The organism is Citrobacter sp. Ca225, assembly GCF_030337175.1.
Classification (GTDB): Bacteria; Pseudomonadota; Gammaproteobacteria; order Enterobacterales; family Enterobacteriaceae; genus Citrobacter_A; species Citrobacter_A amalonaticus.
This window is the reverse complement of the sequence record NZ_JAOWCD010000052.1, coordinates 46,012-64,091: the sequence shown is the minus strand read 5'-3', so window position 1 is coordinate 64,091 and position 18,080 is coordinate 46,012. Positions and strand designations below refer to the sequence as shown.

The 18,080-nt window shown below is 53.1% G+C and carries 18 protein-coding genes; 5 read left to right on the top strand and 13 right to left on the bottom strand.

Annotated features, from left to right (window positions below):
• Positions 1-8: 8 nt before the first annotated feature.
• The 13 genes from pgmB to pspA form a co-directional block, all read right to left on the bottom strand.
• A complete protein-coding gene (gene pgmB / locus OGW13_RS04580) occupies positions 9-671 on the bottom strand; it encodes a beta-phosphoglucomutase (protein ID WP_043000565.1) in 663 nt (220 codons plus the stop codon).
• Entirely contained in the window at positions 668-2,944 is a 2,277-nt protein-coding gene (locus tag OGW13_RS04575) for a glycoside hydrolase family 65 protein (protein WP_287115752.1), read from the bottom strand. Before OGW13_RS04575 ends, pgmB begins: the two co-directional genes overlap by 4 nt.
• Positions 2,941-3,996, bottom strand: a complete 1,056-nt coding sequence (gene ycjS, locus OGW13_RS04570; protein ID WP_287115751.1) for a D-glucoside 3-dehydrogenase — start codon at positions 3,994-3,996, stop codon at positions 2,941-2,943. The genes OGW13_RS04575 and ycjS overlap by 4 nt, the downstream gene beginning before the upstream one ends.
• 9 nt (positions 3,997-4,005) lie before the next feature.
• On the bottom strand, positions 4,006-4,794 hold the full coding sequence (gene ycjR / locus OGW13_RS04565; protein ID WP_043000562.1) for a 3-dehydro-D-guloside 4-epimerase: 789 nt from the start codon (positions 4,792-4,794) through the stop codon (positions 4,006-4,008).
• Between the two features lie 19 nt (positions 4,795-4,813).
• On the bottom strand, positions 4,814-5,866 hold the full coding sequence (gene ycjQ / locus OGW13_RS04560) for a D-guloside 3-dehydrogenase (protein WP_044267166.1): 1,053 nt from the start codon (positions 5,864-5,866) through the stop codon (positions 4,814-4,816).
• A 28-nt stretch (positions 5,867-5,894) separates the two neighbouring features.
• Complete coding sequence (locus tag OGW13_RS04555) at positions 5,895-6,737, bottom strand: carbohydrate ABC transporter permease (RefSeq protein ID WP_109740279.1); 843 nt, start codon at positions 6,735-6,737, stop codon at positions 5,895-5,897.
• Positions 6,724-7,605, bottom strand: coding sequence for a carbohydrate ABC transporter permease (locus OGW13_RS04550; RefSeq protein WP_043000559.1), 882 nt, complete (start codon positions 7,603-7,605; stop codon positions 6,724-6,726). Before OGW13_RS04550 ends, OGW13_RS04555 begins: the two co-directional genes overlap by 14 nt.
• Before the next feature lie 20 nt (positions 7,606-7,625).
• Positions 7,626-8,918, bottom strand: a complete 1,293-nt coding sequence (locus OGW13_RS04545) for an ABC transporter substrate-binding protein (protein WP_044257746.1) — start codon at positions 8,916-8,918, stop codon at positions 7,626-7,628.
• 13 nt (positions 8,919-8,931) lie between these two features.
• Positions 8,932-10,641, bottom strand: coding sequence for a sugar phosphorylase (locus OGW13_RS04540; RefSeq protein ID WP_099433053.1), 1,710 nt, complete (start codon positions 10,639-10,641; stop codon positions 8,932-8,934).
• Between the two features lie 159 nt (positions 10,642-10,800).
• Complete coding sequence (gene pspD, locus OGW13_RS04535; protein ID WP_043000556.1) at positions 10,801-11,025, bottom strand: phage shock protein PspD; 225 nt, start codon at positions 11,023-11,025, stop codon at positions 10,801-10,803.
• A gap of 18 nt (positions 11,026-11,043) precedes the next feature.
• A complete protein-coding gene (gene pspC / locus OGW13_RS04530) occupies positions 11,044-11,403 on the bottom strand; it encodes an envelope stress response membrane protein PspC (protein ID WP_043000555.1) in 360 nt (119 codons plus the stop codon).
• Positions 11,403-11,627, bottom strand: coding sequence for an envelope stress response membrane protein PspB (gene pspB / locus OGW13_RS04525; protein WP_042318763.1), 225 nt, complete (start codon positions 11,625-11,627; stop codon positions 11,403-11,405). The genes pspC and pspB overlap by 1 nt, the downstream gene beginning before the upstream one ends.
• Positions 11,628-11,681: 54 nt before the next feature.
• Complete coding sequence (pspA, locus tag OGW13_RS04520) at positions 11,682-12,350, bottom strand: phage shock protein PspA (protein ID WP_287115750.1); 669 nt, start codon at positions 12,348-12,350, stop codon at positions 11,682-11,684.
• Positions 12,351-12,518: 168 nt separating this feature from the next.
• On the opposite strand from pspA, the gene pspF reads away from it, so the two are divergent.
• The 5 genes from pspF (at position 12,519) to sapD (ending at position 18,080) form a co-directional block, all read left to right on the top strand.
• Complete coding sequence (gene pspF / locus OGW13_RS04515; protein WP_044267222.1) at positions 12,519-13,493, top strand: phage shock protein operon transcriptional activator; 975 nt, start codon at positions 12,519-12,521, stop codon at positions 13,491-13,493.
• A 112-nt stretch (positions 13,494-13,605) separates the two neighbouring features.
• On the top strand, positions 13,606-15,249 hold the full coding sequence (gene sapA, locus OGW13_RS04510) for an ABC transporter substrate-binding protein SapA (protein WP_044257738.1): 1,644 nt from the start codon (positions 13,606-13,608) through the stop codon (positions 15,247-15,249).
• Positions 15,246-16,211, top strand: coding sequence for a peptide ABC transporter permease SapB (gene sapB / locus OGW13_RS04505; RefSeq protein WP_043000551.1), 966 nt, complete (start codon positions 15,246-15,248; stop codon positions 16,209-16,211). The genes sapA and sapB overlap by 4 nt, the downstream gene beginning before the upstream one ends.
• Positions 16,198-17,088, top strand: a complete 891-nt coding sequence (gene sapC, locus OGW13_RS04500; RefSeq protein WP_043000550.1) for a peptide ABC transporter permease SapC — start codon at positions 16,198-16,200, stop codon at positions 17,086-17,088. The genes sapB and sapC overlap by 14 nt, the downstream gene beginning before the upstream one ends.
• Entirely contained in the window at positions 17,088-18,080 is a 993-nt protein-coding gene (gene sapD / locus OGW13_RS04495) for a peptide ABC transporter ATP-binding protein SapD (protein ID WP_043000549.1), read from the top strand. Before sapC ends, sapD begins: the two co-directional genes overlap by 1 nt.

Sequence of the window (18,080 nt, the reverse complement as noted above, 5' to 3'; positions counted from 1 at the left end):
TGATTCCTTTACTTGTCGAGTTGCCAGAAAGCCGATAAGCGCGGCCACGTCAAAAATTCCGTTGTCGGAAGTAGCAAATCTGCGTCGGTTAAGGTGGATCCAATACCCACCGAACGCATTCCGCTGGCGTTAATCGCCTCAATCCCCGCCTGCGCATCCTCTATTCCAATACATGCCCGTGGATTAACGTGCAGACCGTTGCACGCCGCGAGAAAAATCTCCGGATCCGGTTTAGAACGGCGGATCAGCGCGGCATTGGCGCAAAAATCGAATAACGATGTCATTTGCAACGCCTGTAAGATCGCGGGCGCATTCAGTGACACTGACGCCAGTCCGGTTTTTATCTGTTCCGTACGCAGCGTAGTCAGCAGTTCCTTAATTCCCGGCAGTACCGCCTCCGGCGTCAGTGAGCGCAGCGAGTCAACATAAAGCGCATTTTTACGCGCGGCGATCTGCTCCCGTTCCGCCTGGGTGAATACCCCTTCTTTTCCACCGTGACGCAAAATACGTAGCAGCGACTCACCACGACTGATGCCTTTCAGGCGATCGTTGAACACCTCGTCAATCACGATTCCCAATTCAGCAGCCACCTGTCGCCAGGCAAGAAAATGCAGATGTGCCGTATCGGTAATGACCCCATCAAGATCAAACACTATTGCCTGTGGTTTCATTCTTTCCCCCTTCCTGTGGTAGCGGTCCCAAAAACAGGCAAAATCATGTCAGGAAATGCGAGTTTGTATTCACCGTCAATAATGATTGGTTTTGCATTAAGCCACAGCGTAACCGGTCGTGAACTGCTTATCGTCACGTGACTTTTGCTGAGCGAAATCATCATCTCGCTTCCCTGCCAGTACAGAGGGAACGTCAGTTTTTTCCATCCCTCTGGCAGCGCCGGGTCGAGGTGCAGTGCACCGTTACGTACGCTCAGCCCCGCAAATCCCTGAATCGCCCCCAGCCAGATGGCCCCCGTTGCCGCCGCGTGGATGCCGTCGTCGCAACTGTGCGGATCGTCGCCAAGATCGATCTGCGCGCCTTCATGCCAGAACTGATAACCCTGTTCTGGGTTGCCACAGCGTGCCGCTACGATCCCGTGAATCGCTTTACTTAAAGAGGAGTCATGTATGGTGCGCGCTTCGTAGAAATGGAGATTGTTGAGGCAAACTTCCGCTGTGAACAACTCCGGGAGCATATAGGTCAGCATGACCACATCCGCTTGCTTCAGAATTTGCAGTTCATTGACTTCCGCCCGCGAGTAATCCAACAGGATCGTCTGCTTGCCCGCCGTTGTCTTGTACGCGCTCAGATCAATAGCCGGTTTGCTGAGAAACGTATCATCCTGCGGTAAAATGCCATCTGCCAGAACCTCTGGTCGCCATAAGAACTGGAGAAAATGCTCGGCACGATGAATAAACGCGTCGTCCGTGCAACCATAGCGACGGGCAAAATGCAGTGCCTGCTCGACGTTGTAATACGCCATATAGTTAGTGAAGGCGTTATTATTCACGTGTTCGGTGTATTCATCCGGGCCAATGACATCATGGATCTCAAGTCGCCCCTTCACTTCTGTTGTACGACTCAGCCAGAACCGTGCCGTTTCCAGTAGAAGCGTTAGTCCTTCATGGGACATAAATTGCTCATCGCCTGTGGCCTGCCAGTACGCCACAACGGCCCAGGCAATATCGGCCACCAGATGATGCTCCGCCTGCGCAGAAGCCACCTTCTGACGCAATCCGGTTCGAATGTTGATCGCCGCGAACTCCGGCGTCTCTTCATCACCGCTGCGCGCGCTTTCCCATGGAAACAGCGCCCCCTGCCAGCCGTTTATTCGCGCTTTTTCCCGCGCCCCGGCCAGATTATGCCAACGGTAGCGCAACAAATTCCGCGCGACGTCAGGGTAAGTGAGCAGATGAAAAGGAAGCAGAAAGACTTCGGTATCCCAGAAAACGTGTCCTTTATAACCTTCACCGGTCATCCCCTTCGCGCCGATGCTACAACGCTCATCATGGGCAGGTGTCATAATCCGTAAATGATACAGGGCGAAGTCCAGCGCACGCTGATCGTCTGCGTTTACGCTATTCACTTCTACTCGACAATGCTGCCACCAGCGCTGCCAGTTGGCGGCGGATTGCGCCAGTAACGCGTCATAACCCAGCCCCACGCAGGCATTCAGGTGCAGAATCCCCTTTTGCCCCCAGCTTTCCAGTGAGACATCGCACTCTGTGGTCCAGTCCACCCACGTGAGTTTTTCCAGTGTCAGGCATTCCCCTGCTTTCATCAACGAGCTGGTGTGCTGCATCAGCCGCCGTTCTTTTGCTGTAAAGCAGGACTGCGCATCACCGTTGACGCGGCAATGTGTGGAAACAGCGACATGACTTCGACCATCCTGAGTGGTGTAAATCCCTTGCAGGAGATGTTGGCCGAACACCCGCAACTGCGTTTCATCCAGATGCTGGCGACCATGGTTGGTGATTGTTGCGTCAATGCCGGTCGATAACGCAATTATGGCATCGCTGTCGAGCGGGGTAATCGACAACGTCATCGCCAGGAGTGGCAATTGCTCTGCTGATACAAAGCGTCGACTCTCAATGGCAAAACGCGCCCCGTCAGGCGCACGCCAGATCAGCGAACGCGTTAACTCGCCGGTAGCGAAGTCGATCTGTCGCTGCCAGCTTTCGAGAGTTCCGCTGAGCAACGAGAAAAGCTTACCGTTCAGGAAGATGTCGACGCCAATAACGTCCGGAAGGTTCACCCGTTCATTGATTTCCCCCTTCCCGGACCGGTGATACAACCCGGCCAGATACATCCCACGCGTTTGATGGGTATAAGCTTCTTCGTGGCTGGCGCGACACCCCAGGTAACCATTACCTGTCGCCAGTAGTGAGGCATATTTATTCAGGCTGTGCGGACAAAAACCCGATTCGGATAACGTGACTGGCTTGCTCATAATTCAACACACATCCCTGTTTCTGCAGACTGATACAGCGCCGCCACCAGTTGCTGGATCAGCCATCCCTGTTCGGCGTCCGCGATAGTGACCGGCTCACCGCGAACATGATTCACGAAAGCTTCCATACTGCGAAAATGACGCTGATCGTCTGCACATCCGCGGGCAAATAGCGTCTCCAGTTCGCCGCCCTTATCGGTATAGACCTGCGCCGGGAACAGCGTTGCCCCCGCTTTGTCACCACAAAAATTCACATTCATGATGGATTGTTCGGGGATATTCAACGCAAAGGAGGTTTCAAGACGCAGAATGCTGCCGTTGTGGAACTCGACGGTGCCAAACAGAGAATCCTCTACGGTATAGGTCGTCGGATCCCACTCACCGAACTGGCCACAATTTTTCTGTGTGCCAATTTTCTGAAAACTGTGGGCCCAGACCCGTTTCACCATTGGGAACCCCAGCACATACATCGCGGCATCCAGCATGTGAATACCAAGATCGATCAGCGGCCCGCCGCCCTGCAGCGCTTTATTGGTAAAACCCCCCCATCCGGGAACGCCGCAGCGACGCAGCGCTCTGGCGTTGGTCACGTAGATTTCACCGAGAACGCCCGACATGACCTGCTCACGCAGTAACAGCGTATCCAGCGCGAACCGATGATGGAAATCATAGGCCAGTACTTTACCCATACGACGCGCGGTATTACGCATCTCCAGCGCCTGATCCGGGGTCATCGCTGGCGGTTTCTCACACATCACGTGACAACCGGCCTCCAGTGCCAGCAAAGTATGCTGGTAATGAAAACGATTCGGTGAACAGATGCTGACGATATCGGGCTTTACCTTCTGAAGCATCGCCTGCGGATCGTCCCAGACCTGCGCATTGCCGTATTTATCTGCCAGCGTTTGCGCCTGAGAACGGCGGCTGTCACAGACAGCCACCAGTTCCAGATCCTCGCGGGTGCAGTAGTACGAAGCATGAACTTTATCCGCTACCTGTCCGGCGCCAATGATGGCAACGCGAAGCGGAGAACGAGTCATTGCACTTTTCACGGCAACCTCTTAGCAGGTACGCAACCAGGCCAATGACTGACGGTAGGCTTCCGGCAGATTTTCTGCCCGCACCCGCCCTTCATACACCACGTAGCCCTGATAGTTATCTTCGCGCAACTGATCAAACAGCATGCTGAAGTTCAGGCTGCCGCTGCCCGGTTGATAGCGATGATTATCCGCGATATGCACATGTCCCAGCAGATCGCGGTTATCGTGCAGCGCCTTCGCCATATCATCTTCTTCGATATTCATGTGGTAGAAATCGCCGATGATCTGTACGTGCTTTAGATTGTTTTCCACAATGTACCGACGCGCATCCGCCAGCGTGTTGATCATATGATCCTGATAACGGTTAAGCGGCTCGAGATAGACGGTGGTACCGGTACGTGCTGCCACACTGTCAAGGTAACGTAGCGAGTCGCTGACTGCTTTGCGATCGCCAGCCAGACTGCGCGGCGAGGTCATTGGCGGTAGACGGAAGGTAAACATTCCCCATGCCGCAGGCACAATGATGCCCTGCCCACCCACTTCCGCCAGCGCTTCAAGAATGCGTTCGATCTGCTGTAATCCGTTCAGACGACGCTCTTCGATGAAATCGCCGATCCAGCCATCATAACCACCACAGGCGGTCGTGACTGGCAGACCCGTTTCTTTAATGGCAGCCTTGACTTCATCAAGGTGATTAACCAGCAATTTGCCGTCGATCTCAAAGCCATCAAAACCCATCTCTTTGATATAGCGAAACTTCTCCAGAATATTTTCCGGGAAAAATGCCTGATTCTGTGTGCCGATTTTCATTGCTCGTCTTCCTTTACGCTTAAAATGTGACGCCCATTTTGATGCTCTGTTCCGGATGTCTGTCGACATACTGCATATAGCTTTCCGGACTAGCCGCAAAGGTCACCACCGGGTCGATAAGATCCTCACAGTTAAGATAACCATTCATCAGCAGTTCCCAGCAGGTCTCCTCAATACGTTTGCGACTCCAGCGCGGATAGTCCGGGTTCGGCTCGCTGCACGCGCGCGAGAAGACAATTCTGGCGTTATTAAAATGGGCTTCGCGCCCGAGATTGAAACCTTCGGCAAAGGGTTTGGCAAACGCGACATAAGAGATAGTGCCGCCATAAGCCAGACCACGTAGCGCGGACTGCAACGCGTCGGCATAGCCGCTGGTTTCGATGATGACATCCGCCCCCTGCTTACCGGTCAGCATTTTGATCTCTTTACCGACATCAGTACCCATCGGATTCAGGCAGAAATCCGCGCCGTGGCGGCGAGCGATATCACAACGATGGGCGATCGGATCGATGCCGATGACTACCGACGCGCCAGCTTTCTTTGCCAACTGGACGGCTATCTGCCCAATCGCGCCAAGACCAACAATGACGACGAAATCACCTACCCGCACGTTGGCATCACGCACGCCGCTCATCGCAAACTGAGCCGGGTCGTAGCACACCGCATTTTTCCAGCTCGCCCCCTGCGGCATCTTGCGGAGTTTGTAGTTATTGACGCCGTTAATAATGACCGTTTCGGCTAAAGGGGCGTAACCACAGACGCTATCACCAATGGCATAGTCAGTGACGTCGCTCCCGCACTCGATAATGTCGCCAACGACCATATTGCCGAGCTGGAACTTACCAAACTCAATACCGCGCGGCGCGTCTTTCGCACGCGGCATAAACATTTGCCATTCGCTATTAAAATCTTCATCAATAAACGGACTGGCGGCGCGAAAATCCACCACTTCCGTACCGTGTTTCGGTGCGCCAAACCGCACGCGAATTTTCACCTCATTCGCCATGACAGCGCGATCGTCATACTCTACCAGCGCCGCGACGCGCGGTTCTGTTGCGACTAACTTCTTCATTTACCACTCCTTGTTTAAACTGGCCGCTTTAGCCCTTCACGCCACCCGCGGTCAAACCACTCTTAATAAACCGTTCCGAAAGTGCATACATAATGACAACCGGTAATGCCGTCACCAGCGACGCCGCCATCATCCGCCCCCAGATATAATCCGGCGTACTGAACAGGGTGTTCAGGCCCACTGGCAACGTGAAATTGCTGGCGCTGGAAAGAAAGATCGAGGCGAACAGATAATCGTTCCAGGCCACCATAAAGCAGTAGACAAAAACCGATACCAGTCCGGACATCGCCAGCGGCACGGTAATGCGAAAGATGATTTGCAGGCGATTCAGCCCATCCATCATCGCTGCTTCTTCAATCTCATCCGGAATCGTGTCGAAATAACTTTTCAGCATGAATACCGCGGTCGGCAACGTCTGGGTGACCATGGTGACAATCAACGCCATTTCTGTGTCGTAAATGCCCAGCGCGGTAATGATTTTGAACAGCGGGACCACCAGCAAAATGCCGGAGAACATGTAGACGGTGTAAAAACTGGCATTGATGGTCATCCGCCCTTTAAAACGCAGTCGGGACAGCGCGTAGGCACCGAGCGTGCCCAGGAATACCGCCACCACCGATGACGCAACGGATACCAGCAGGCTGTTACGAAAGTAATCAATAAACGGAAAAATCAGTGGATTAAAAATGTCGATGTAATGCTCAAGCGTCCACTCTTGCGGCAGCAATGTCGGGTGCAATGAAATCGCTTCTTTCGCGCTTTTGAACGACGTCATTAACATCACAAAAAAGGGAAACAATGTGATGATCAAAAACACAATCAGGCCACAATAAAAGCCCACGCGTCCGAGTCTGCGTTTATTTGTTGCCATTGAGGTTCACCCTATTTCTGGTCAGTAAAATGACGGCGAAAATAATGATAAAAAGCACGACGGAAATGGCTGCAGCTTTACCTAAATCATTAAAAGCAAACGCTGTTTTGTAGAGATACACCCCGAGAATGTCGACCTTTGTCGTCAGCAGATACACATCGGCAAACATATAAAACATCCAGATGGTACGCAGGGTAACCACCGTCGCCAGGACCGGCATAATGGCGGGCAGCGTGACGATACGAAAACGCTGCCAGGCATTCGCGCCATCCATTTCGGCTGCTTCATAGAGCGATTTATCGATGGTCTGCAAAATTGCCAGAAACGAAATAAAGGCGTACGGGAAATAGCGCCAGATGGCAAACAGCACCACCAGCACGAAACTGCTACCGGGATTGTCGAACCACAAGGGGGCCTGATCGTACAAATGCAGCAGATCGACTCCCAGATAGTTCACGATGCCGTATCCGCTGTTGAACATGTACTTCCAGGCAAAGACCAGCGAGATAGACGGCGTGACATAAGAGAGAATCACCAGTGAGCGCGCCGTCTTGCGTAACCGGAACTCGCGATTAAAGAACATCGCCACCCCGAGTCCGAGCACGGTACTGCCCGTCACCACCAGCGCGGTATACCAGACCGTCATCCACAACGAATGCCAGAAATCCGGATCGGAAAGGATGCGAACGTAATTCGCGACCCCAACAAACGTGGCGTTGATACGCGGATTCAGCGGCAGGCGCAGAAAGCTGATTTCAATATTCGATAGCATCGGCCATGCCACGAGTCCACCCAACAGAATCAAACTGGGTGCCAGCAATAGCATCGCAAAGGGCATATCGGAGCGACCGGAGAATAATCGGGCCATAACGACGTTCCTCTTACCCATCAACGCTGCCCTACCAGGGCATCCAGTTTTTGCTGGCTTTTCTGAAGCGTTGTCGGGAGATCGGCTTTGCCTACCGTCACGTTATGTACCGTCGTGCTTATCACGCCAGAACCGGTGACGTCTCCCATACGGGTGAAGTTCTTATCCCCTACCGCGCCAAAAACCTGAATATTCGGTAGCTCAGCAATGAGTTGTGCCGGGAGCTCACCTAACGCTTTAATCACGCTGTTGTTTTGCCAGGTTTGGGTTTTTACGACCTCCTTATTGACCGGCAACGCAGCGCCCGGCGACATCATTACCCAGTCAGCGATGTTGTCTGCCTGTTCCATAAACGCGACAAACTTCTCGGCTGCCGCCGTCTCCTCTTCTTTTTGCCCATTCGTGATCGTCAGTGAGGTCAACATGCCATAAACGGCCGCTGTCTTTTCGGTCGGAACCACAAAGCCCACGTTCTGGGGATCCCCTTCTTTAATTATCGCGGGGAGAATGTAGGTGGAATAAATCGCCATCGGCGCAGTACCATTCATAAAGGCATCTTTCACCTCCATGATGTCGTTAGAGCCCGGCATCGTGGTGGCGGCCAGATCGCGGTAATATCCCAACGCCTGATTCATTTCAGGCGTGTTGAACGTGATGTGGCCCTGGGCATCAAAGACGTTGGCATTATTGGATAAGGCAAACTGCGAGAAAGATTGCTCCGTCAGCACGCTTTCTGCGGTCGGCAGGGCAATGCCATATTTTTTATGCGCCGGATCATAGAGTTTTCGCGCAGCGGCAAGCAGCGTTTCCCAGTTTTTCGGTTCATCCAGTCCCGCCTGAGCAAGGATGTCTTTGCGATACCAGATACCGCCGATCCAGGCGCTCACCGGAACCCCTGTCCACGCGCTGCCATCTTCGGTACGAACGATGCGCAATACGCCATCGTAGAAGATATCTTCCCCGACCTTCTGAATGACGTTCGCCACCGCATCCCGATCGATTAACTGCTCTTTATCCATGACCTTGGCATAGTCATGACTGGTTTCGATCACTTCCGGTAGCGACCCGCTTCTCGCCAGCGTAATAACTTTGGTGTTATAGGCATCTTCTTCAACTGGAACCTGTTTAACACTGATATCCGGGTTCGCTTTTTCAAAGCGTTTAATCAGCGTGGTAATAACGGCCTGGCGCTCCTGTTCCACAGAAGAGTGCATAAACTCAATTGAAACATGGGCGGGTTTATCGTCCTTACAACCAGAAATCAGGGCGCAGGAAACCAGTGCTGATAACAGCACCATTTTAGTTTTGATCATCAGATATTCCTTTTTATTTTTTAATCCACATAACCTGCCAGGGTTGCAGTGTTAATGTCTCTCCGGAAACACTCACTCCGCTAATTAAATCAACGCCTGTATAAATACTGGCATCAATGATTTGTTGGCGATCGCTAAAATTAAAAAGTGCATTGATTTTTTCATGTTCATCGGCCGAGCGAATAATCCGCAGAACAGAAGGTGTCAGACAGCGAATATCAAACATGCTCTCGGGATGAAACGCCTTATTACCCCTGCGAATAACAATTAATCGGGACAACGCCTGATAAATCTCATGACGAAGAGAACCTTCAGTCATCAATTCCTGTTCAATTGATTTTTGCTCATATTTTTTTCGGTTAATAGCCCGGTTATAACCGTGTTTTTCGACGCCTTCGTAGTCATTGCGCGACCCCAGAATGCTCTGAATATAAATCGCAGGAACGCCAGGGAAGGTTAATAGCAGAACATGGGTGAGAATAAATTTGGCAAGACGTTCTTCATCGCTGTCATCCTGATGGCCTAACGCATCCATCCAGGTCACATTTAATTCATACGGACTCCGGGTGCCATCTGGATTATTTTTCCAGTTCACTAAGGCCCCTTCTTTCTGCAGATCCGTCACCAGTGTCAGAATATCGTCTTCCGCTAACAGCCCGCGCAGTGGATTCAATCCAATGCCATCATGCGAAGCCAGAAAGTTGAACCAGGTGGTCTCTGTCGAAGGCAATGATAACGACTGCGCCCATTGGCACAGCACCCGGCAATCCTGGCGATGCAGGGAGTGCAGGACAAGTGGCGGCAAAGAGAACTGATAAACCATATGTGCTTCGTCATGCCCGTTACCCAGATAGGAAACATTGTCTTTGTGCGGGACATTGGTCTCAGTAATGATGACCGTGCCGGGGGCGACCTCATCTGCTATCGCGCGAAATAACTTGATCAGTTGATGCGTTTTTTCCAGATGAATGCAGGTCGTACCCGGCGTTTTCCACATGTAGCCAACGGCGTCCAGACGTACATAATCGGCTCCGTGTTCCAGGTAGGTCAGCAGTACGTCAATCATGGCAAGTAGCACGTCCGGGTTACTGTAGTTGAGATCAACCTGGTCTTCGCTAAATGTCGTCCATAAATAACGAACGGATTTATCCTGCATGGTAAACGGTGTTAATAACGGCAATGCCCGTGGACGCGTTACGGCATGTAAATCAGTCTCTGGGTCCATCTCAATAAAAAAGTTTTCGTATCCAGGAGCTTGCCGCAAATAACGTTCAAACCAGTCACTTTTTGCTGACATATGATTGCAAACAAAATCAAACATCAAACAACAGGAGCGGTTTAACTCACGAATATCATTCCACTCGCCGGCTTCGGGAGACACCTGATAGTAATCAATAACCGAAAAACCATCATCTGATGACCAGGGGTAAAATGGCAAAAGGTGAACATGTGAGAATACCGAGGAAAACCAGCGCGTCCAGAACTGATTAAAGGTTGGCAGCGGTTTTTCTTTCTCGCTATGAAATTGATCGGCATACGTAATGAGCACCACATCACTTTCATCCCAATGAGGTTTACGCTTTTTATTAATAATCTTACGCGCCCTTTCCATGCGCATTTTTAATGACCCATCGTGAAGCCCTGTCCATGTATCGCCATAGACGGCGCTGAGGCATTCCTTAATTTTTCGGTTCACTTTGTTTTTCCGTGGTAGCGGTCCCATGACAAAAAAGACTACTCTCGAGGAAATTAACTGTCAATGCAGTGAAAGAGGTTAAAAGCAGGAATTAATAGAATTTTAGCAGCTCAACAATCGATTTGTGAGCTGCCGCAAATTAATAACCAGGATGTGATTTAATTGTTAAAAAGAAGGCAATGGAAATTAACTTCCAGAATAATGTTTTGAAATTTTCGCCGCCATACGGCTTAAAAACGGTTCCAGAGCCAGCGCCAGCAACATTTTTAGCGGACGACGGGCGACGGATTTAACTGCCCACCCTGCGACACCCGCGGGGCCGTAGCGTAGCGCAGTCAGAAGCACCAGCTTACCTGCTATTTTCATACCGGGTTTTACCTTTTGCCCGGCGCGTTGCCAGCGATTATTCATCTCAGCTCTCTTAATGACTTACAATTGACGGAAACGGCTACGCAAAGTAAACGTGTCCGAGGTGACATAACGCTCCATTTCACGTAAGCGTTTCTCCCCCGCCGCCAGTTCTTTATCGACGATATCCAATAGCTCACCGCTGGACGGTTGCTGCTCGCCTGCGGCAAGGTTATCCGGCATCGGATCAAGCACAAATGCCAGAATGATGTAGACGACCAGGGTAAAAAAGGCCAGCCCGAAGAAGATCGACAACACCACTAAAATACGCACCAGTTTTACCGGCACATCCAGATACTGCGCGATCCCTGCGCACACGCCTCGCAGCATGCCCTGCTGCGGAATACGCCATAATTTTTTGTTCAGATCAATGCCGCCCATTAGCGATCCCTCCAGTTCGGATGTTCCGCATCGAGAATATCTTCCAGCGCCTGAATACGTTCACGCATGCGCTGCGCGTCATCGGTCAACTGAACTAAACGTTGCTGTTCGCTTTGCGATAATTCTCCGCGACTGGAACGGTTGCTGTAATGCAGCCATAGCCAAATCGGTAACACAAACAGCACGAAGATGGTTAACGGAATGGCCAGAAATAGCGCGCTCATGAGGTCTCCTTACAGGTGATGAGCGGCGGCGCGTTCGAGCGCCGCCAGGTATTATTATTGCTTGTCTTGCTGCATTTTGGCTTTCAGTTGCGCCAGTTGTTCGCTGATTTCATCATCCGCTTTCAGGTCGGCAAACTGCTGATCCAACGTTTTCTGTTTGCCAAAGTTGTGGCTTTCAGCTTCCGCTTCCATGTGGTCGATGCGACGCTCGAAAGATTCAAAGCGCGCCATCGCTTCATCCAGCTTACCGCTGTCCAGTTGACGACGCACGTCACGGGATGAGCTGGCGGCCTGATGGCGCAACGTCAGCGCCTGCTGACGGGCACGGGTTTCGCTGAGTTTGTTCTCCAGCTCGCCAATCTCTTTTTTCATGCGCGTGAGCGTATCGTCCACCAGCGTCACTTCATGCTCCAGATTGCCAATCAGATCGGTCAACTTCTGTTTTTCGATCAGCGCGGCGCGGGCCAGATCGTCCTTCTCTTTACGCAGCGCAAGCTCCGCTTTCTCCTGCCACTCTGCCTGCTGAGTCGTCGCCTGTTCGATGCGGCGTGATAACTGTTTCTTTTCCGCCAGCGCACGTGCCGAATTGGAACGCACTTCAACCAGCGTATCTTCCATTTCCTGAATCATCAGACGAACCAGCTTCTGCGGATCTTCCGCTTTCTCGAGCAGTGCGTTGATGTTGGCATTCACGATGTCGGCGAAACGAGAAAAAATACCCATAATTCTATCCTCACATTTTTCTGATGTCGGGCGATGCCCTGCTGATTCTCTAATACAATCCGCGTGCCAACTTTTTAATTTATTGATTTATATTGAGATGTACGGTTTTACCTCGACGAGAAAACAGGGTAAAGTGGTGAAATACACTAACATGTGGCGAAATTCATCATGGCAGAATACAAAGATAATTTGTTAGGGGAAGCCAACAGCTTTCTGGAGGTACTGGAGCAGGTTTCCCGCCTCGCGCCGCTGGACAAACCGGTACTGATTATCGGCGAGCGCGGTACCGGTAAGGAACTGATTGCCAACCGTCTGCATTATCTCTCCTCTCGTTGGCAGGGGCCGTTTATTTCGCTTAACTGCGCGGCGCTGAATGAAAACCTGCTCGACAGTGAACTGTTCGGTCATGAAGCCGGGGCGTTTACCGGTGCGCAAAAGCGCCATCCCGGACGTTTTGAACGGGCCGACGGCGGCACGCTGTTCCTGGATGAACTCGCCACCGCCCCAATGCTGGTACAGGAAAAGCTGCTCAGAGTGATTGAGTACGGCGAGCTCGAGCGCGTCGGCGGCAGTCAGCCATTACAGGTAAACGTCCGTCTGGTTTGTGCGACCAATGCGGATCTTCCGTCGATGGTTAACGAAGGATCCTTCCGGGCAGATTTGCTTGACCGACTGGCGTTCGACGTGGTGCAACTGCCGCCGCTGCGCGAACGTCAGGCGGATATCATGCTCATGGCGGAACACTTTGCTATTCAGATGTGCCGGGAAATTCGTCTGCCGCTGTTCCCCGGATTTACAGCGTATGCCAGAGAGACGCTGCTGAACTACGCCTGGCCGGGAAATATCCGCGAATTAAAAAACGTGGTCGAACGTTCGGTATACCGGCATGGCACCAGCGAAACGCCGCTGGATGAGATTGTGATCGACCCATTTAAACGCCACGCGCCAACGCCCCCTGCCGCTGAAACTGCAGCAACGGGTCCTTCGCTGCCCCTCGATTTACGTGCGTTTCAGCAGCAACAGGAGAAAGAGCTGCTGCAAACCAGTCTGGAACAGGCAAAATTTAATCAGAAACGGGCGGCGGAATTACTCGGGCTGACCTATCACCAGTTGCGCGCATTGCTCAAAAAACATCAGATTTAGCGCGTCTCACCCCCTGATTGCGCATATTTACGCCAGTTGCCCGCAGACATTTGTACCTCGCGGGCGATAGTGCGATACACTTTGCAAATCGTACCTAAAAACCTTAAAAATTATGCGCCTGGTTTTATCGTCTCTGATCGTGATGGCTGGACTTCTGAGTGGTCAGGCTACTGCTGCGCCTGAAACCGCCCCACGTGAAGATATTCGTGACAGCGGCTTTGTCTATTGCGTGAATGGACAGGTCAATACCTTCAATCCGCAAAAAGTGAGCAGCGGGCTGATTGTCGACACGCTCGCCGCCCAGCTCTATGATCGGTTGCTGGATGTCGATCCCTATACTTATCGTCTGGTCCCGGAACTGGCGGAAAGCTGGGAAGTGCTGGATAACGGCGCCACTTACCGCTTCCATCTGCGCCGCGACGTGGCGTTTCAGAAAACGGACTGGTTTACGCCTACGCGTAAACTGAATGCCGACGACGTGGTTTTTACCTTTCAGCGCATCTTTGATCGCAACCATCCGTGGCATAACGTCAACGGCGGCAATTTCCCCTATTTCGACAGTCTGCAGTTCGCCGATAACGTGCAGAGCGTGCGTAAGCTCGACAGTCACACCGTGGAATTTCGCCTGACGAAGCCGGACGCCTCTTTCTTATGGCACCTCGCAACCCACTATGCGTCCGTGATGTCGGCGGAGTATGCTGATCAACTGACAAAACAGGATCGCCAGGAACAGCTTGACCGCCAGCCGGTTGGCACCGGCCCGTTCCAGCTTTCCGAGTATCGCGCTGGACAATACATCCGCCTGCAACGTCATGACAAATTCTGGCGGGGCAAGCCGCTGATGCCGCAGGTGGTAGTGGATCTCGGATCCGGCGGAACCGGACGTTTATCGAAACTGCTTACCGGCGAATGTGACGTGCTGGCCTGGCCCGCCGCCAGCCAGTTGACGATCCTGCGCGACGACCCACGCCTGCGCCTGACCTTGCGTCCGGGGATGAACATCGCCTACCTGGCGTTTAATACCGACAAGCCTCCGCTGAATAATCCGGCGGTTCGCCACGCGCTGGCGCTGTCCATTAATAACCAGCGTCTGATGCAATCTATCTATTACGGCACGGCAGAAACGGCGGCCTCTATTTTACCTCGCGCCTCGTGGGCCTATGATAACGAGGCTAAAATAACAGAATACAATCCGGCCAAATCTCGTGAGCAACTCAAAGCGCTGGGGCTGGAGAATCTGACGCTGCGCCTGTGGGTGCCGACCAGTTCACAGGCGTGGAACCCGAGCCCGCTGAAAACCGCTGAACTTATCCAGGCGGATATGGCGCAGGTTGGGGTGAACGTGGTGATTGTACCGGTTGAAGGTCGTTTCCAGGAGGCGCGGTTGATGGACATGAACCATGATCTGACGTTGTCCGGCTGGGCAACCGACAGTAACGATCCGGACAGTTTCTTCCGCCCGTTGCTCAGCTGCGCGGCCATCAATTCACAGACTAACTTCGCCCACTGGTGCAACCCGGAGTTCGACAACGTGCTGCGCAAAGCGCTCTCTTCTCAGCAGCTTTCTGCGCGTATTGATGCGTATGATGAAGCGCAGAACATTCTCGCTAAAGAGTTGCCCATCCTGCCGCTCGCCTCGTCACTGCGCCTGCAGGCCTATCGGTATGACATTAAAGGCCTGGTGTTGAGCCCATTTGGTAATGCCTCTTTCGCCGGCGTGTCGCGCGAAAAAAACGATGAGGTGAAAAAACCATGATTATCTTCACCTTGCGTCGTTTGCTGTTGCTGATGGTCACGCTGTTTTTTCTGACCTTTATCGGCTTCAGTCTGAGCTATTTTACGCCGCATGCGCCGCTACAAGGCGCATCGTTGTGGAATGCCTGGGTGTTCTGGTTCAATGGCCTCATCCACTGGGACTTTGGCGTCTCCAGCATCAACGGACAGCTTATCACTGAACAGCTCAAAGAGGTGTTCCCGGCCACGATGGAGCTATGCACGCTGGCGTTCGGCTTTGCGCTAATGGTGGGGATTCCGGTGGGTATGCTGGCGGGCATTACCCGCAACAAGTGGCAGGACCGCTTGATCAGCGCCCTCGCCCTGCTCGGATTTTCAATCCCCGTGTTCTGGCTGGCACTGCTGCTGACCCTTTTCTTTTCCCTGACTCTCGGCTGGCTGCCGGTGTCGGGCCGATTCGATCTGCTTTACGAAGTGAAACCGGTCACCGGTCTGGCTATTGTCGATGCGTGGATCTCTGACTCTCCCTGGCGGGATGAGATGGTGATGAGCGCCGTGCGCCATATGGTGTTGCCGGTGCTGACGCTGGCGGTTGCGCCGACCACCGAAGTGATTCGCCTGATGCGTATCAGTACCATTGAGGTGTTTGATCAGAACTACGTGAAGGCTGCGGCCACGCGCGGTTTGTCACGATTTACGATCCTGCGCCGCCATGTACTGCATAACGCCTTACCGCCGGTGATCCCCCGCCTGGGCCTGCAATTCTCAACGATGCTGACGCTGGCAATGATCACCGAGATGGTCTTTAGCTGGCCTGGTCTCGGTCGTTGGTTGATTAACGCCATCCGTCAGCAGGACTACGCGGCGATATCCGCAGGCGTGATGGTGATTGGTTCGCTGGTCATCATCGTCAACGTGATTTCCGATATTTTGGGTGCTATGGCTAACCCTCTGAAACATAAGGAATGGTATGCCTTACGATAGCGTTTATAGCGAAAAGCGCCCGCCAGGTACGCTGCGCACCGCATGGCGCAAATTTTATGGCGATACTACGGCAATGGTTGGCTTGTACGGCTGTGCAGGGCTGGTGGTACTGTGCCTGTTCGGCAACTGGTTTGCGCCGTATGGCATCGATCAGCAGTTCCTCGGCTATCAGTTGTTGCCGCCCTCCTGGTCACGCTATGGCGAAGTCTCCTTCTTCCTCGGTACTGACGATCTGGGACGCGACGTCCTGAGCCGACTGCTCAGCGGCGCAGCCCCCACCGTGGGCGGCGCGTTTGTCGTTACGCTCGCCGCAACGCTGTGCGGGCTGTTTCTCGGCGTGGTCGCCGGAGCCACGCACGGTCTGCGTTCTGCCGTGCTGAATCATATTCTCGATACGCTGCTGTCGATTCCGTCTCTGCTGCTGGCGATTATCGTTGTCGCCTTCGCCGGGCCGCATTTAACCCATGCCATGTTTGCCGTCTGGCTGGCGCTGTTGCCACGCATGGTCCGTTCGGTCTACAGCATGGTGCATGACGAACTGGAAAAAGAGTACGTCATCGCGGCGCGTCTTGATGGCGCCTCGACGCTGAACATCCTCTGGTTCGCCATATTGCCCAACATTACCGCAGGACTGATCACCGAAATCACCCGCGCGCTGTCGATGGCGATACTGGATATTGCCGCGCTCGGTTTTCTCGATCTTGGCGCGCAGCTCCCCTCTCCCGAATGGGGTGCGATGCTGGGCGATGCGCTGGAGCTGATTTACGTTGCGCCATGGACGGTGATGCTGCCCGGTGCAGCCATCATGATCAGCGTCCTGCTGGTCAACCTGCTGGGTGACGGCGTTCGCCGCGCTATCATTGCGGGGGTGGAATAATGCCATTACTGGATATCCGCAACCTGACCATTGAATTTAAGGCCGGTGAAGAGTGGGTCAAAGCCGTCGACCGCGTCAGCATGACCTTGAGCGAAGGGGAAATTCGTGGGTTGGTGGGTGAATCCGGCTCCGGTAAGAGCCTGATTGCCAAAGCCATCTGCGGCGTTGCCAAAGATAACTGGCGCGTCACCGCCGACCGGATGCGTTTTGACGATATCGACCTGCTGCGCCTTTCGCCGCGTGAGCGACGTAAACTGGTGGGACATAACGTTTCGATGATTTTCCAGGAGCCGCAGTCGTGTCTGGATCCGTCCGAGCGCGTGGGTCGCCAGTTGATGCAAAACATTCCGGCATGGACGTACAAAGGCCGCTGGTGGCAACGTATTGGCTGGCGGAAACGTCGCGCCATTGAACTGCTGCACCGCGTCGGGATTAAAGATCATAAAGACGCCATGCGCAGCTTCCCGTATGAACTGACCGACGGTGAATGTCAGAAAGTCATGATTGCCATTGCGCTGGCGAATCAACCGCGACTGTTGATTGCGGATGAGCCGACCAACGCGATGGAGCCGACCACTCAGGCGCAGATCTTCCGCCTGCTGACGCGCCTGAATCAGAACAGCAATACTACCATTTTGCTGATCAGCCATGACCTGCAGATGCTCAGCCAGTGGGCGGATAAGATTAACGTGCTGTACTGTGGTCAGACGGTGGAAACCGCGCCGAGTAAAGAGCTGGTGACGACGCCCCATCACCCATACACCCAGGCGCTGATCCGCGCTATTCCTGACTTTGGTAGCGCCATGCCGCACAAAAGTCGTCTGAACACCATGCCCGGAGCCATCCCTTTGCTGGAACAATTGCCCATCGGTTGCCGTCTTGGGCCACGCTGTCCCTACGCACAGCGCGAATGTATAGAAACGCCGCGTCTGACCGGGGCGAAAAATCATCTCTACGCCTGTCATTTCCCCCTCAACATGGAGAGAGAGTGA